The sequence below is a fragment of the Streptomyces nanhaiensis genome, from assembly GCF_046614825.1.
In the GTDB taxonomy this organism is placed as follows: Bacteria; Actinomycetota; Actinomycetes; order Streptomycetales; family Streptomycetaceae; genus Streptomyces; species Streptomyces radiopugnans.
This window is the reverse complement of the sequence record NZ_JBKJFM010000148.1, coordinates 1-14,969: the sequence shown is the minus strand read 5'-3', so window position 1 is coordinate 14,969 and position 14,969 is coordinate 1. Positions and strand designations below refer to the sequence as shown.

General features: G+C 74.3%; 14 protein-coding genes. 5 read left to right on the top strand and 9 right to left on the bottom strand.

Features of this window, described 5'->3' with window-relative positions; translation table 11 throughout:
- Positions 1–131 precede the first annotated feature (131 nt).
- Positions 132–1,478 carry a CE1 family esterase gene (locus tag ACLIYP_RS24805; protein WP_412715334.1) on the top strand — a complete coding sequence of 449 codons (1,347 nt, stop codon included), beginning with the start codon at positions 132–134 and terminating at the stop codon, positions 1,476–1,478.
- 108 nt (positions 1,479–1,586) lie between these two features.
- Here ACLIYP_RS24805 and ACLIYP_RS24800 read toward each other — a convergent pair whose 3' ends face one another.
- The 7 genes from ACLIYP_RS24800 to ACLIYP_RS24770 all read right to left on the bottom strand — a co-directional run bounded on the left by ACLIYP_RS24800 (position 1,587) and on the right by ACLIYP_RS24770 (position 8,132).
- Positions 1,587–2,144 (bottom strand): hypothetical protein, encoded by a 558-nt coding sequence (locus ACLIYP_RS24800; RefSeq protein ID WP_412715333.1) that lies wholly within the window; start codon positions 2,142–2,144, stop codon positions 1,587–1,589.
- Positions 2,141–3,322, bottom strand: a complete 1,182-nt coding sequence (locus ACLIYP_RS24795; protein WP_412715332.1) for an ROK family glucokinase — start codon at positions 3,320–3,322, stop codon at positions 2,141–2,143. Before ACLIYP_RS24795 ends, ACLIYP_RS24800 begins: the two co-directional genes overlap by 4 nt.
- A gap of 16 nt (positions 3,323–3,338) precedes the next feature.
- The gene (locus tag ACLIYP_RS24790) at positions 3,339–4,205 is read right to left on the bottom strand and encodes an ATP-binding cassette domain-containing protein (protein ID WP_412715331.1); all 867 of its coding nucleotides are present in this window, start codon (positions 4,203–4,205) and stop codon (positions 3,339–3,341) included.
- A complete protein-coding gene (locus ACLIYP_RS24785) occupies positions 4,172–5,212 on the bottom strand; it encodes an ABC transporter permease (RefSeq protein WP_412715330.1) in 1,041 nt (346 codons plus the stop codon). The genes ACLIYP_RS24790 and ACLIYP_RS24785 overlap by 34 nt, the downstream gene beginning before the upstream one ends.
- Positions 5,209–6,195, bottom strand: coding sequence for a sugar ABC transporter substrate-binding protein (locus ACLIYP_RS24780; RefSeq protein WP_412715329.1), 987 nt, complete (start codon positions 6,193–6,195; stop codon positions 5,209–5,211). Before ACLIYP_RS24780 ends, ACLIYP_RS24785 begins: the two co-directional genes overlap by 4 nt.
- A 301-nt stretch (positions 6,196–6,496) precedes the next feature.
- Positions 6,497–7,699, bottom strand: a complete 1,203-nt coding sequence (locus ACLIYP_RS24775) for a cytochrome P450 family protein (protein ID WP_412715328.1) — start codon at positions 7,697–7,699, stop codon at positions 6,497–6,499.
- Between the two features lie 118 nt (positions 7,700–7,817).
- Complete coding sequence (locus ACLIYP_RS24770; protein ID WP_412715327.1) at positions 7,818–8,132, bottom strand: DUF5955 family protein; 315 nt, start codon at positions 8,130–8,132, stop codon at positions 7,818–7,820.
- Between the two features lie 393 nt (positions 8,133–8,525).
- Between ACLIYP_RS24770 and aceB the strand changes: the two genes are divergently transcribed.
- Both aceB and ACLIYP_RS24760 read left to right on the top strand, forming a co-directional pair.
- A complete protein-coding gene (gene aceB, locus ACLIYP_RS24765; protein ID WP_412715326.1) occupies positions 8,526–10,163 on the top strand; it encodes a malate synthase A in 1,638 nt (545 codons plus the stop codon).
- Positions 10,164–10,395: 232 nt separating this feature from the next.
- Positions 10,396–11,136: a hypothetical protein gene (locus ACLIYP_RS24760; protein WP_412715325.1), complete on the top strand. Its 741-nt coding sequence runs from the start codon at positions 10,396–10,398 to the stop codon at positions 11,134–11,136.
- Positions 11,137–11,187: 51 nt separating this feature from the next.
- On the opposite strand, the gene ACLIYP_RS24755 is transcribed toward ACLIYP_RS24760, so the two are convergent.
- Positions 11,188–11,616 carry a VOC family protein gene (locus ACLIYP_RS24755; RefSeq protein WP_412715324.1) on the bottom strand — a complete coding sequence of 143 codons (429 nt, stop codon included), beginning with the start codon at positions 11,614–11,616 and terminating at the stop codon, positions 11,188–11,190.
- A 268-nt stretch (positions 11,617–11,884) separates the two neighbouring features.
- Between ACLIYP_RS24755 and ACLIYP_RS24750 the strand changes: the two genes are divergently transcribed.
- Positions 11,885–12,358 (top strand): nuclear transport factor 2 family protein, encoded by a 474-nt coding sequence (locus ACLIYP_RS24750; protein WP_412715323.1) that lies wholly within the window; start codon positions 11,885–11,887, stop codon positions 12,356–12,358.
- 67 nt (positions 12,359–12,425) lie between these two features.
- On the opposite strand, the gene ACLIYP_RS24745 is transcribed toward ACLIYP_RS24750, so the two are convergent.
- Positions 12,426–13,913, bottom strand: a complete 1,488-nt coding sequence (locus ACLIYP_RS24745; protein ID WP_412715322.1) for an NCS2 family permease — start codon at positions 13,911–13,913, stop codon at positions 12,426–12,428.
- A gap of 356 nt (positions 13,914–14,269) precedes the next feature.
- On the opposite strand from ACLIYP_RS24745, the gene ACLIYP_RS24740 reads away from it, so the two are divergent.
- Positions 14,270–14,969, top strand: a 700-nt coding sequence (locus tag ACLIYP_RS24740; protein ID WP_412715321.1) for a PucR family transcriptional regulator ligand-binding domain-containing protein, incomplete at its 3' end; no start/stop codon positions are given.

The window sequence follows — 14,969 nt, the reverse complement described above, 5'->3', positions numbered from 1 at the left end:
CCTCCTCCTCCGTGCCGTCAGCGGGCTTGAACACGAAACCGCCGACGCGGACGCTGCGTCCCCGCCCTCCGGCCAGCGGGACAGGAGTGCCCTCCACTCCGAAGGCGTCGAGCACGGAAGGCGGCGGCACGGTGTTCCTCGGCAGTCCGGTCACGCCGGGCATCCTGCCCACGCTGCTTTGCCGCCCGCATTCGGCTTTCGCACCGCCCCGCTCCTCACGCCCGCTCCCACACCACCACCACGCCCCGCCCACGGCCCCCCGCGCGGCCGCCGGCGCCACCGCCGCCGGCGCCGATGCCGCCGCGAGCCCCGGGTGCGGCAAGGCCCCCACCCTGACGAGCGGTACGCACACGATCCAGAGCGGCGGCAGGAACCGGAGCTTCATCCTGCGGGTCCCCGACGGCTACGACCGCGACCGCCCCTACCGGCTGGTCTTCGGGTTCCACTGGCTGGGCGGCTCCTCCACCGACGTGGCCACCGGCCGCACCGTGGACACGGGCACCTGGGCCTACTACGGGCTCCAGCGGCTGGCGAACGAGAGCGCCGTCTTCGTCGCACCCCAGGGCCTCGACAACGGCTGGGCCAACACCGGCGGGAGGGACACCGCGTTCGTCGACGACATGATCCGGCTGATCGAGGCGGACCTGTGCGTCGACCAGGACCAGCGCTTCGCCCTGGGATTCAGCTACGGGGGCGCCATGTCGTACTCGCTCGCGTGTTCCCGCGCGACGGTCTTCCGGGCGGTCGCGGTCCAGAGCGCCGGGGTGCTCAGCGGGTGCGACGACGGCACCAGGCCCATCGCCTACTTCGGAGTGCACGGCCTCAGGGACAGCGTCCTCGGCATCTCCGGCGGCCGGGCGATGCGGGACAGGTTCGTCGGGAACAACGGCTGCACCCCCCAGAACCCGCCGGAGCCGGCCCAGGGCAGCCTGACGCACCGGATCACCGCCTACTCGGGCTGCTCGGCCGGGCACCCGGTCGTCTGGGCCGCGTTCGACGAGGGGCACATCGCCGCCCCGCAGGACGGGGCCCCCGGCGACAGCGGCCCCAGGACCTGGCTGCCGGCGGAGATATGGAAGTTCTTCACCCAGTTCCAGAGCTCCGACCCGGACCCGGACCCGGACCCCGAGCCCGAGCCCGAGCCGGCGGCCTGCCGGGTCACCGCCACCGTCAACGCCTGGAACACCGGTCTGACCTCGAACATCACCATCACCAACACCGGCACCGCCGCGATCGGGGGCTGGTCCCTCGCGTTCACCCTGCCCGGCGGCCAGACCATCACCTCCGGCTGGAACGCGGACTACTCCCCCGCCTCCGGCCGGGTGACGGCCAGGAACGTCTCCCACAACGCCACCATCGCCCCGGGCGCGTCGGTCGACATCGGCTTCCAGGCCACACACACCGGCGACACCGCCCCGCCGGCCTCCTACGCCCTCAACGGCACCGCCTGCGCCGTCGCGGGCGGTCCGCGGAGCTGACCGGACGGTCCGGCCCCGCGGCGGGGCCCCGCCGGAGCGCTCCGGCGGGGCCTCGCCGCTCCGCCCGCTCCCGCACGGTCCTCCCGGACCGGGCGGCGGCCGGTTCCGTCAGAACTCGACCGTGGAGACCGCGTAGACCCGCAGCCGGTCCTCACCGGTGACGTCCACGGTGACCGCCAGGTCGGGCCGCTCGCCGGGCCGCTCGACCCTGATGCCCGCGTAGCGGCGGCCCGGGGCGTCCAGATCCCAGCCCACCGTCCGCGCCTGCCGCGCGGTGACCCCCGGGGCGCCCTCGCGCAGGGCGCGCGGATCCCCGCCGGCCTCCTCCAGGAACCTCTCCAGGCCCTGCCGGGAGGTGCGGAACTGCACGTAGAAGGTACTGCGCTGCCAGCTGTTGGCCTCGTAGTGCGCCACATAGGTGGACCCGCCGGGCACGGGCACCTCGTAGACGCGGCTCTCCAGCTTGCTGGGCCACTGCCACACCAGGCCGGTGGCGGCGGCGGCGCGCTGCTTGTCCTTGCCGCTGTCACGGCTCTGGTAGGCGGAGAGCACCAGGTAACCGGCGGGAATCGCGATCAGCAGCACCACCACGACCGCGGCCAGCCACCGGTGCCTGGGCCGGTGCGGCGGAGTGCCGGGCTGCGGCAGGGACACGGTGGCGGTCAACGGCCCGCCCCCCAACCACGCGACGGCAGCAGACCGACCCCGGCGCGCTCGTACCGCTCCACCCGGCGGCGGTTGGCGCGGCGGAAGCGGCGGGCGACCAGCCGGGCGAGGTCGGCGGCGCCGACCATGCCGGCCTCCGGTCCGAGCTCGGCGCGCACGACACGGGCCTCGGGACGGTAGCCGCGGCCGGTGAGATGGCGGCGGAAGGCGTCCCGGGCGGGGCCGATCAGCAGTTCGTCGGCGGCGCTGACCCCGCCGCCGACGACGAAGCAGGAGGGGTCCAGCGCGGCGGCCAGGTTGGCGATGCCGACGCCGAGCCACTCGCCGATCTCCTGGAGGAGCTCGATGCACATCGCGTCGCCCTCGCGGGCCAGTTCGGTGATCAGCGGCCCGGTGATGTCGCGGACGTTGCCGCCGACACGGTCGATGATCCCGTACGCGACCGGCGACTCGGCCGCCGCCAGCTCGCGGGCCTCGCGGACCAGGGCGTTGCCGGAGCTGTACTGCTCCCAGCAGCCGCGGTTGCCGCAGGGGCAGCGGTGGCCGCCGGGCACGACCTGCATGTGGCCGAACTCCCCGGCCACGCCGTACCTGCCCCGCTTGACCTGGCCGTCCTCGAGTATGGCGCCGCCGATGCCGGTGCCGAGGGTGATCATGACGAGGTGGTCCTCGCCGCGGCCGGCGCCGAAGCGCCACTCGCCCCAGGCGGCGGTGTTGGCGTCGTTGTCGACCATGACGGGCACGGCCAGGCGCGCGGTCAGCGCATCGCGCAGCGGCTCGTCTCGCCAGGCCAGGTGGGGGGCGAACAGCACCCGGGAGCGGTCGGCGTCCACCCAGCCGGCCGCCCCGATGCCGACGGCGTGCACGTCGTGGCGGTCGGAGAGGTCCAGGACCAGCTCGGCGATGGTGTCCTCGACCACCTTCGGGCTCTTGGACTTGTCGGGGGTCTCCGCCCGGACCTTCTCCAGGATGCGGCCGTCGGCGTCGACGACGCCCGCCATCACCTTGGTGCCGCCGATGTCGATGCCCACCGTGGGCACGCGCGGCGCGGAGACGTAGGAGCGCCGCTCGCGCATGGCCACGGCCCTGAACACCGTCGCTCTGGCGGTCGCCCTGGCGGTCGTTCCGGCGGTCGTTCCGGCAGATCCGCGGTGCGCCCGGTCACGGTACGTACTCATCACCGTCGATTGTGCCCTACGAAGCCCGGCGGCCCGGCTCCGAGGAACGGGTACGCGCCAGTTCGTGGCCGAGCTCGTCCAGTTCGCTGCCGCCCGCCATCTGGCGGGTCAGCTCGTCCAGGCCGATCTCCTCGCGGGCGTGGCTGCCGGCCATGGAGCCGCGCTTGAGCAGTACGAACCGGTCGCCGACCAGATGGGCGTGGTGGGGGTTGTGGGTGACCAGCACGACGCCCAGCCCCTCTTCACGGGCGGCGGCGACGTAGCGCAGGACCACCCCGGCCTGTCTGACGCCCAGGGCCGCGGTCGGCTCGTCCAGGACGACCACCCGGGCGCCGAAGTGGACGGCGCGGGCGATGGCGACCGACTGCCGCTCGCCGCCGGAGAGGGTGCCGATGGGCTGGTCCACGTCGCGCAGGTCGATGCCCATGCGCAGCAGGGCCTCACGTGTGGTGCGGCGCATGGCGGCGGCGTCCAGGCGGCGCAGGGGGCCGCGTCCGGTGACGGGCTCGGAGCCGAGGAAGAAGTTGCGCCACACCGGCATCAGCGGGACGACCGCCAGGTCCTGGTAGACGGTGGCGATGCCGCGGTCGAGGGCTTCGCGGGGCGAGGTGAGGCGGACCTCCTCGCCGTCGATGCGGAAGGTGCCGGCGTCGTGCCGGTGCAGCCCGGAGATGATCTTGATGAGGGTCGACTTGCCGGCCCCGTTGTCGCCGAGCACGCAGGTGATCTCGCCGGGGCGGACCGCCAGCGACACGCCCCCCAGCGCGGTCACGTTGCCGTAGCGCTTGCCGACGCCCTCCAGCTCCACCAGTGCCCCGGGGGAGCCGGCCGGCTCCGTGGGTGACTCGTTCACGAGGATGCCTCCGCCCGCCTTCGGATCCATGCGTTGAGCAGTGTGGCGAGCAGCAGCATCGCCCCGAGGAAGAACTTGAACCAGTTGGGGTCCCACTGCGCGTAGACGATGCCCTTGCTGGTCATGCCGAAGATCAGGGCGCCGACGGCGGCGCCGGCCGCCGAGCCGTAGCCGCCGGTGAGCAGGCAGCCGCCGATGACGGCCGCGGCGATGTAGATCAGCTCGTTGCCCACGCCTTCGCTGGACTGCACCACGTCGTAGCTGAACAGCAGGTGCTGGCCGGAGATCCAGGCGGCCAGGGCCACGCCCGCGTACAGGCCGATCCTGGTGCGGTCGACGGGGACGCCGACCGCGCGGGCGGCCTGCGCGTTGCCGCCGACGGCGAAGACCCAGTTGCCCGCCCTGGTCCGCAGCAGGATCCAGGTGGCCGCGGCGACCAGCGCGAGCCACCACACGATGGTGATCCTCAGCTGGAAGCCGCCGACGGTCACCTCGGAGGCGAAGACCGCGCGGGCGGAGGCGAAGCCCTCCATGTCGCCGATCGCCTTGGTGGAGACCGTGCCGCCGATCAGCTTGGTGAGGCCGAGGTTGAGGCCGGTGAGCATCAGGAAGGTGCCCAGGGTGATGATGAAGCTCGGCAGGCGGGTGCGGGTGAGCGTCCAGCCGTTGAAGAGGCCCATCGCGAGGGTGACCAGCAGGGACACCACGACGCCGGCCCACACGTTCGCCGTCATCTGGTAGCTGAACATCGACGACACCAGCGCCGAGCTGGTGACCATCACGCCCGCCGACAGGTCGAACTCCCCGCCGATCATCAGCAGGGCCACCGGCACCGCCATGATGCCGATCGTGGAGGAGGCGTACAGGACGGTGCCCAGGCCGGCGGGGCGCAGGAAGTCGTCGGCGGCGACGGCGAAGAAGACCAGGACGGCCACGGCGCCGACCACCGCGCCCAGCTCGGGGCGGGCCAGCAGGCGCCGCACCACCGGTCCGCGCGCGGCGGCGTCCTCGGCCAGGGCCGCGGGGGTGGCGGTCACCGGGTGCCCCGCTCGGTGTACTTCTCCAGGTCGGCGGCGTCCTCCCGGGTCACCAGCTGCGGGCCGGTGAGGACCGGCCGTCCGCCGCCGAGCATGTTGCCGTTGTGGCGGTGCAGCCACAGCAGGTCGACGGCCTCGTAGCCCTGGAGGTAGGGCTGCTGGTCGACGGCGAAGCCGATCGTGCCGTCCCGCAGGCCTTCCACGACCCGGGCGTTGAGGTCGAAGGTGTTGACCTCCGCGTCGCTGCCCGCCCGCTTCACGGCCTTGGCGGCGGTGGCGGCGAAGGGGGCGCCGAGGGTGACGACGGTGTCCACGTCCCGGTCGGACTGGAGCTCGGCCTCGACGGAGGACTCCACGGAGGGCATGTTGGTGCCGTCCACGTAGAGGTTCTCCACCTTGCCCTCGAAGGCCTCGCGCACTCCGGCGCAGCGCTCCTCGTGGCCGACGTTGCCCTGCTCGTGGACGACGCACAGGGCCTTGGCGTGGCCGCGCTCGTTCAGCTCCCGGCCGACCGCCTCCCCGGCGACGGACTCGTCCTGGCCGATGTGGGCGAGGGCGCCGAGGCCGGCGGACTCGTCCTGGCCGGAGTTGACCGTGACCACCGGTATCCCGGCCTTCACCGCCTTGCGCACCACCGCCTCCATCGCCTCGGGCTTGGCGAGGGTGACGATCAGCCCGTCCACCTTCTGGTCGATGGCGGTCTGGACGAGCTGGGCCTGGCGGCCGGCCTCCTTGTCGTGGGAGTAGAGGAACTCCACGTTGTCCTTGGCGGCCGCCTGCTCGGCGCCGCTGCGGACGATGTCCCAGTAGGTGTCGCCGTCTCCCGAGTGGGTGACCATCGCGAACGTCCAGCGCGGGGTGTCCACCGCCGCGCGGCCCCCGGCACGCTCGCGCTCCTCCTCGGCCCGCTTCCCGCCGGTGCTGCTGCATCCGGCCAGGGCGAGCGCGAGGACCGCCGCCAGCACCGCGCCCTTCGTCCGCATACCGGCCCGTGTGCCGTTGCGTATGCCGGTCCGTACGCCCCTGCGTACCCCTCCTGCCGTGGTCACGCGGTTTCCGCCCTCTCGCTGCGTGAGTGCCGGCCTGGCGGCCGGTTCCGTGCCGTGCGGGGCGCGGGCGGTGCCCGGCCCCGGCCGCACAAGTATCCGTCACCGCAGCTCGCGGGGGGAGCGGGGGTGGCGGGGAGGACCCGTGGAGGTGCCCGGGGAGGGTCCGCGGAGGGCTGGGCGGAGAACGGAGGGGCGGGAGGGGGCGGACCGGCGGGCGGTGTCCCGGAGCGGTGCCTCAGAAGCGCACCGGCAGGCGGTGCGGGCCGCGGATGATCATGCCGTGCCGCCAGGAGACGGCCGCCGGGTGGATGTCGAGGGCCAGGTCCGGGCAGTGCTCCAGCAGCGCGCGGACGGCGACGCGGCCCTCCAGCCGGGCCAGCGGGGCGCCCAGGCAGTGGTGGATGCCGTGCCCGAAGGCGAGGTGACCGCGGGATCCGCGGCGGATGTCGAAGCGGCCGGGCTCCTCGAAGCGCCCCGGGTCGCGGTTGGCGTCCGCCAGGGCCGCCAGCACCAGCTCCCCGCCGCCGGGGATCACCGTCCCGCCGATCTCGACGGGTTCGGTGGTGAAGCGGTAGGTGGGCGTCTCGACCGGGCCGTCGTAGCGCAGCATCTCCTCGACCGCGCCCTCGGTCAGGGAGGGGTCCGAGCGCAGCAGCGCGAGCTGGTCGGGGTGGGTGAGCAGGGCGAGGGTGCCGTTCGCGATCAGGTTGACGGTGGTCTCGTGGCCCGCGATGAGCAGCAGCCAGGCCATGCCGAGCAGCTCCTCGGCGGACAGCCGGTCGCCGTCCTCGTCGGCGGTGTGCAGCAGGGCGCTCAGCAGGTCCTCGCCCGGCTGCCGCCGCTTCTCCTCCAGCAGCCCGGTGAGATACGCGGTGACGGCCTCGTTCGCGGCCCGCTTCTCCTCGAAGCCCGCGTCCCCGACGAGGGTGGCCGACCAGGCCCGGAACGCCTCCCGGTCCAGGAACGGCACGCCCAGCAGCTCGCAGATGACCGTGATGGGCAGCGGGAAGGCGTAGGCGTCCACCAGGTCGGCCCGCCGGTCCGGCTCCTTCAGCATCGCCTCCAGCAGCCCGTCGGCGATCTCCCGCACCCTCGGCTCCAGGGACGCCACGCGCCGCGCGGTGAACTCGCGGGCGACGAGCCTGCGCAGCCTGGTGTGGTCGGGCGGGTCGGTGCTGAGCATGCTGACCCCGGGCGCCGGAGGGCCCACCGGCAGGGTGGGCGAGGCGCTGCTCCAGTGCTTGGACAGGCGCGGGTCGGCGAGGACGGCCCGCGCCTCCTCGTACCCGACGACCAGCCACGCCTCGGCGCCCTCGGGCATCCGCACCCGGTGCACCGGGCCGCGGGCCCGCAGCGCGGCGTAGACGGGGTAGGGGTCGCGGACGAATTCCTCGCCCAGGGCCACCAGATCGACCGGTGCCGGCTCGTCCGTGCTCATCCGCCCCTCCCCCTGCTCGGCCCTCCGCCGCCGATGATGCCAGCGGGAGGCACCGGGGCGACATCGTTATCCGGCCAGGCGGCCCGGCGGCCGCAGGTGGGCCGAAACGGGCCGCCCCTCAGGGCGTCGGCCCGCCGAACAGCTCGACGGCCTTGCGCACCTCCGCCAGCGCCTCGGCCAGCGCGCTCACCGAGCCGATCGCCCCCGCGATCAGCAGCAGCGAGTGGCGCAGCCGGACGGCCTCGGGAGCGCCCGCGCGGAGGGCGGCCTCCACGGCGGCCAGTTCGTCCTCGGCTATCTGCCGGTCCGCCAACTGTGCGCGGTAACCGGCCAGTTCCCGGTGCAGCCGGGCCACGGCCCGGTGCAGTGCGATGACCCGCGGGTCGTCCTGTCCGTGGACGACCGCCCGGCGTCCTACCGCTTCCTTCCGCAACGCAGCTCCCCCCACACGGATGCTGTGTTCCTCGTCGTCTGTAGTCGTGCTGCCGTCGTGCTCCGTCGTGCTCCGTCTTCTTCCGGTTCTCCGCGGCGCTGCCGTGCCGTTCCGCCGCTCCCCAGCAGTACGGGCCCGCGGCCCGGCCCCTCCCGAAGCCGTGCGGCCGGAGAGGGGTGCGCACAGTAAACGCCACTCTCCGCACATCGCGCTACACGGAGGGCGAGACTCGGGGCATGGTTCAGGCCACCGGGACCGGTCGGGAGCCGGCAGGCGGGCGGTCCGGGGCCCGGCGGACCGCGGGCGCCGGCGACGGGGAGACTGGTTCGCGGCGGCGGAACGTGCCGGTGGCAGCGGCCCCTGCCCGCCGCCCCGACGAAGGAGTGACACGCCATGTCCGCAGCAGCGCCGCCCCCGCCCGCCGTCGTCGCCGGCGCCGATCCCGCCCGGACGCCCGACGGGCACCGGGGGCGTCACGGGGAGGTCCTCACCGATGCCGCCCTCGCCTTCCTCGGCGAGCTGCACCACCGGTTCACCCCGCGCCGCGACGAACTGCTGGCCCGCCGGGCCGAGCGCCGCGCCGAGATCGCCCGCACCGGCACCCTGGACTTCCAGCCCTCCACCGCCCACGTCCGCGAGGGCGACTGGCGGGTGGCGCCGGCCCCCGAGGCGCTCCGGGACCGCCGGGTGGAGATCACCGGCCCGGTCGACCGCAGGATGACGGTCAACGCCCTCAACTCCGGCGCCCGCGTCTGGCTCGCCGACTTCGAGGACGCCTCCGCCCCCACCTGGGGGAACGTGGTCGGCGGCCAGATCAACCTGATGGACGCCCACCGCCGCCGCATCGACTTCACCGCGCCCGGGGGCAGGCGCTACGAGCTGCGGCCCGACGGGGAGACGGCCACCGTCGTGGTAAGGCCGCGCGGCTGGCACCTGGACGAGCGGCACCTGCGGGTCGGCGACCGCGCCGTGCCCGGCGCGCTGGTCGACTTCGGCCTGTACTTCTTCCACAACGCCCGTCTGCTGCTGGAGACGGGCCGGGGCCCGTACTTCTACCTGCCCAAGCTGGAGTCGCACCTGGAGGCGCGGCTGTGGAACGACGTCTTCGTCTTCGCCCAGGACCACTGCGGCATCCCGCGGGGCTCCGTCCGCGCCACCGTGCTGATCGAGACGATCACCGCCGCGTTCGAGATGGAGGAGATCCTCTACGAGCTGCGCGACCACGCCTCCGGCCTCAACGCGGGCCGCTGGGACTACCTGTTCTCCATCGTGAAGAACTTCCGGGACGCCGGTGAGCGGTTCGTGCTGCCCGACCGCAACGCGGTGACCATGACCGCGCCCTTCATGCGCGCCTACACCGAGCTGCTGGTGCGCACCTGCCACAGGCGCGGGGCGCACGCCATCGGCGGCATGTCCGCCTTCATCCCCGACCGGCGCGACCCGCGGGCCAACGAGCGGGCCTTCGCCAGGGTCAGGGCCGACAAGGACCGCGAGGCGGGGGACGGTTTCGACGGCTCCTGGGTGGCCCACCCCGATCTGGTGCCCGTGGCGCGGGCGTCCTTCGACGCGGTGCTCGGCGCCCGGCCGCACCAGAAGGAGCGGCTGCGCGAGGACGTGCGCGTCACCGCGGCCGACCTGCTCGCCGTCGACTCCCTGGAGGCCAGGCCCACCCGCGAGGGGCTGGTGGGCGCCGTGCGGGTCGGCATCCGCTACATCGAGGCGTGGCTGCGGGGCCAGGGCGCCGTGGCGATCTTCGGGCTGATGGAGGACGCCGCGACCGCCGAGATCTCGCGGTCGCAGATCTGGCAGTGGGTCGACGCCGGCGTGGTGCTGGACACCGGGGAGGAGGTCACCGCCGAACTGGTGCGCTCGCTGGCCGCCGACGACCTGGCGGACATCCGCGCCGAACTGGGCGAGGAGGCGTACGCGGCGGGCAGGTGGCGGCAGGCGCACGACCTGCTGCTGCGGGTGGCGCTGGACGAGGACTACGTGGAGTTCCTGACCCTGCCGGCGTACGAGCTGCTGGACTGAGCGGTGCCGGGCGTCCGGCCGGCCCCGCGGCCCGTCCCATCACCGGGCGTCTCCTCACCGGGCGACGGGTCGCGGGACTGCCGGGGGAATATGACCGGAAGTCGTCCCTCCGCTCCGCCGCCGGGGGACACGGTCGTGCGAACCCGTTCCCGGCGGCCGTGCGCATCGGGGACGATGAGCGCGAAGCCCCCGTTCCCGTGGCCTTCGGCCCGATCCTCCGCCTGGAGCCGAGATGGCAGAGACCGTGCCGGTGCGGTGCCCCCAGTGCCGCCGTGAGCACCTCTACACCGTGCCCTCCTACCCGTGCCGCTGCGGTGCCCCGGTGGCGCCCGAGCTGCTGCGCGGCGGGATTCCCGTGAGGGTGCGGCACCGCGTGTGGGCCGACTCCTGGCTGACGCTGCGCTGCGCGGCCTGCGGACGGCACGACGAGTGGCCGCGGCCGGAGCTGGGCTGCCCGTGCGGCGCGCTGCTGCGGCCTCCCCTCGCCCAGCCCTCCGACCAGTCCTCCGGGGCCGCCTGCCCGTCCGCCGTGCCGGCGGGCGGACAGGCGGCAAACGCGCCCCGGCCGGCCGCGGTCCGCGAGCGGCCCGACTTCCAGCCGGTCGCCATCCGCACCGCCCGGGACGCGGTGACGGCCGCCGCGCTCTACCTGGACTGGCTGGGCTTCGAGCGGGTGCGCCCCGTGATCGGGGCCCATCCGGCCTCGGGCGTCGACCTGCGCGGGCCCGACGTCCTGGCCGGAGTGGATCCCACCACCTCGCCGACCGGGCCGGAGGCCGTCGAGACGCTGTGGCTGCACGGCCTCAACGAGTCGGCGGTGGCCGTCTGCTTCTCCCTGGCGGGTTACACCCGCGAGGCGCTCGGCCGCGCGGACGGCCTGGGCCTCCCGCTCTTCACGCTGGATCTGGCGGGCACCCCGCAGCCGGCCAACGAGGCGGCGCACGCGCTGCTCGGCTCAGGCGGCCCGCGCTGACCCCGCGTTCCCGACGGGGCCGCCCGCCGGGGGCACGGGGCCAGCGCGGGGTCAGTCGCCGGTGAAGAGGCAGAACACGTGCCCGACCGGGTCGGTGTAGACCCGTACGTCGTCCTGGGGCTGGAAGCCGGCGAGGGTGGCACCGGCCGCGACGGCGTGCTCGTGGGCGGCTTCCAGGTCGTCGACCTCGAAGTCCAGGTGGAGCATCATCTGCTGGCGGTCGTTCCTGCCCGGCCAGGTGGGCGGCCGGTACTCCGGCTCGGTCTGGAAGGAGAGCTTGGTGCTGCCCGGGCCCTTCAGGCTCACCCAGTCGGATTCGTCATCGACGGTCTCCCAGCCCAGGAGCCGCCGGTAGAAGGCGGCGAGGGCGCGGGGGTCGGGCGCGTCCAGGACGACGCCGGACAGCGCCCTGGGGACGCCGTCCTTCCGGGCCGGCTCGTGCGGGCGCTGCGGTAACCGGCCGTGCTGGATCTCGCTCATGCCGCCTCCGTGGAGAAGTGGGCCTCGGTCGGAGGTACGGATGCCCGCGCCGGCCGCCGCCCACTCGCGCCGGCCCGTGTGCCGTGCCCGGCGCGCGGAGGGGCCGCGGCCGGTGGGAGGTGGCGGCCGGCGGGGACGGGGCCCGCGGGGGGGCGTGAGATGCACCGGGTGCACGGGGTCCACGGAGATTTCCTAATCAAGTTTGACTAGCAGAACGCGCGGGCATTACCCTCCTCTGCAACTAGTCAAGTTTGATGAATGGAGAGCCTTGCTGCAGAACACCGAGACCGCCGCGGCCCTGACCGGCTACACCCCGACCGAGGAGGACCTGCGGAGCCTGGAGGAGTGGTTCGCCGCCTACGACGGGCTCGCCTCCTCGCCCACCCCGGAGAACATCGAGCGCATGGCCGACATGGCCGTCTTCCCGCTGAACCTGGTGACCGACGGCTCCGACGGCGGCGGCCGGACGGCCCAGTGGGACCGGCAGCGGTACACCGGGACGATGAACGCGGTGATGGGCGGCGGAGGGGAGGAGGAGGTCCGCTTCGAGTCGGCGCGCACCCCGTTCTTCCTCTCCCCCTGCCTCGTCGTGGTGTTCACCGACTCGGTGATGACGACGGCCGGCGGTGATGAGCACCGCATGCGCTACGCCGACGTCCTGGTGCGCCGGGGCGGTGTCTGGCGCTTCCAGACGATGATCCAGGGCGGCTGGGCCGAGATGATGGAGGAGCGGCGGGACTGACGGCGCTGCCCTCTGCGCCGGTGCCGGGCCGGACCGGAGCGTCCGGTCCGGCCCGGCACCGGCCGGCTCATCCCTCCGCCCCCGTGCCGCCCACCGCGAAGTGGACGAGGAAGACGGCCGTCAGCAGCCACATCAGCGGCCCCGGTTCGCGCCAGCGCCCCACCGCCGCCCGCACGGCGGTGTAGGCGATGACGCCCGCGCCGATGCCGGTGGTGATGGAGTAGGTGAAGGGCATCAGGACGACGGTGAGGAAGACCGGGATCGCCGTGGTGCGGTCGGTCCAGTCCACGTGGCGGGAGTTCTGCATCATCATCGCGCCGATGACGACCAGCGCGGCGGAGGCCACCTGACCGGGCACGATCAGCGCCAGCGGCGTGAACAGCAGCGCCGCCGCGAACAGCAGCCCGGTGACGACGGCGGACAGCCCCGTACGGGCGCCCTCGCCCACACCCGTGGCCGACTCGATGAACACCGTCTGGCCCGACGCGCTCGCCACTCCGCCGACCACCCCGCCCGCGCCGTCCACCAGCAGCGCCCGGCCCAGCCCCGGCATCCGCTCCTGCTCGTCGGTGAGTCCCGCCTCGTGGCCGACGGCGATGATGGTGGCCATCGCGTCGAAGAACCCGGCCAGCACCAGGGTGAAGACGACCATGGTGAAGCCGGTGACGCCCAGGCCCGCCAGGCCTCCGATCTCCACGTTCCCCAGCAGACCGAAGTCGGGTGCGGAGACCAGCCGTTCGGGGAGCTCGGGAACGGCGCCGCCCCACTCCTCGCCGCCGATGCCGAGGGCGGCGGTGGCGGCCACCGAGACGGCGGTGCCGGCGGCGATGCCGATGAGGAGGGCGCCGGGCACCCCGCGGGCCAGCAGCATGAAGATCAGCAGCAGGGTGACGCAGAAGGCCAGCACCGGCCAGCCGGTCAGCCGGCCGCCCTGCCCGAGGGTGACCGGGGAGCCCGGCTCGCCCAGGCCCACGAAGCCCGCGTTGACCAGGCCGACCATCGCGATGAACAGGCCGATGCCGATGGTGATGGCGTGTTTGAGCGCCGTCGGGATCGCGTTCATGATCCGCTCGCGCATCCCGGTGACCACCAGCAGGATGATCACCGAGCCGTAGATCACGCACATCCCCATCGCCTGCGGCCAGCTCACCTCGGGGGCGACCTGGGTGGCCAGGACGCCCGAGACGCCCAGCCCGGCGGCCAGGGCCAGTGGAACGCGGCCGATCAGGCCCATGGCGACGGTGGTGACGGCCGCGGCCAGCGCGGTCGCGGTGATCACCTCGGCGGGGTCGAGCCGGTTCCCGTAGCGGTCGGGGACGGACAGCAGCACCGGGTTGAGCAGCAGGATGTACGCCATCGCCATGAAGGTGGTGACGCCGCCGCGCACCTCCCGCGCGACCGTGGAGCCGCGGCGGGAGATGTGGAACCAGCGGTCGACGGGCGACCCCCGGGGAGGCGTGGGGCCGACCTCCCGGGGATCCTCGGGGGGTTCCGGCCTCTCGGGAGGTTCCGGCTTCCCGGGGCGTCCGGGCCCGCCTGGCTCCTTCGGGCTCATCGGCCGCTCGGGCGCCCGGCGCCGGCGGCGGGCGCCGCCTCCCGGTCGGCGGGGCACAAGAAGTCCATGGCGTCGGCTCTTCTCGGTCGGTCGCGGGGCTCCTCCGCCGCCGGCCCCCGGTGGGACCCGGTGCCGGGCGGGGGGATCGGGCGGCTACCCCCGTACTACACCGCGCGCCCGCGGCGTACCGGCCCGTCACCCGGCCGGTGCGGTCACCGGAGGCGCGAAGCACCCGTACGGCCCAAGAGCGGTTCTTGTAGATTCGAACGAAGGCCCGCCGGGGCCGGGGTGCCGTACGCGCGCCCCGCACGGGCGGTACGGCACGAGCGGTACGGAAAGATCGGCGGACGACGACGATGCGGTTGCGCGCACTCCTGGACAGCCCCTCCCTGGGGCTGCGGCTCCTGAGCGGCGAGGAGGAGCTCGACCGGCCGGTGCGGGGCGTGATGACCACCGACCTGCGCGACCCGAGCCGCTATCTGTCGGGCGGCGAGCTGGTCCTGACGGGGCTGGCCTGGCGGCGCGGGCCCGAGGACCCCGAGCCGTTCGTCCGCATCCTCGCCGCCGCGGGCGTGGCCGCGCTGGCGGCGGGCGAGGCGGAGCTGGGACCGGTGCCCGCGGACCTGGTGGCGGCCTGCGCACGGCACCGGATGCCGCTGTTCTCGGTGGACGAGAAGGTCGCCTTCGCCACCGTCACCGAGCACGTGGTGCGGCAGGTCTCCGGCGAGCGGGCCGGCGATCTGGCCGCCGTGGTGGAGCGGCACCGGCGGCTGATGTCCCCCGGTCCGGCGGGCGGCGGCCCGGACGTGGTGCTGGACCTGCTGGGCTCCGACCTGGACCTGCGGGCGTGGGTGCTCTCCCCCACCGGCCGCCCGGTCGCCGGGGCCGGCGCGGACCGGCTGCCGGCCTCCGTCCGCACCCGCCTGGCGGGCGGGTCACTGGGCGGTGTGCGGACGGCCCGGAGCCCCGGGAGAGTGGTCGAGCAGGAGGACGGAGGGGACCGCCTCCGGGAAACCCAGCCTGAGCAGCGCGTATCCGATGCCGGACAGGCCGGTG

Bases quoted from the DNA above. Each gene is read 5' to 3' on its own strand.
- ACLIYP_RS24780 (WP_412715329.1), bottom strand. From the start codon at position 6,195: ATGCGGACGAAGGGCGCGGTGCTGGCGGCGGTCCTCGCGCTCGCCCTG.
- ACLIYP_RS24790 (WP_412715331.1), bottom strand. From the start codon at position 4,205: ATGGATCCGAAGGCGGGCGGAGGCATCCTCGTGAACGAGTCACCCACG.
- ACLIYP_RS24755 (WP_412715324.1), bottom strand. From the start codon at position 11,616: ATGAGCGAGATCCAGCACGGCCGGTTACCGCAGCGCCCGCACGAGCCG.
- ACLIYP_RS24795 (WP_412715332.1), bottom strand. From the start codon at position 3,322: ATGAGTACGTACCGTGACCGGGCGCACCGCGGATCTGCCGGAACGACC.
- ACLIYP_RS24760 (WP_412715325.1), top strand. From the start codon at position 10,396: ATGGCAGAGACCGTGCCGGTGCGGTGCCCCCAGTGCCGCCGTGAGCAC.
- ACLIYP_RS24745 (WP_412715322.1), bottom strand. From the start codon at position 13,913: ATGAGCCCGAAGGAGCCAGGCGGGCCCGGACGCCCCGGGAAGCCGGAA.
- ACLIYP_RS24775 (WP_412715328.1), bottom strand. From the start codon at position 7,699: ATGAGCACGGACGAGCCGGCACCGGTCGATCTGGTGGCCCTGGGCGAG.
- aceB (WP_412715326.1), top strand. From the start codon at position 8,526: ATGTCCGCAGCAGCGCCGCCCCCGCCCGCCGTCGTCGCCGGCGCCGAT.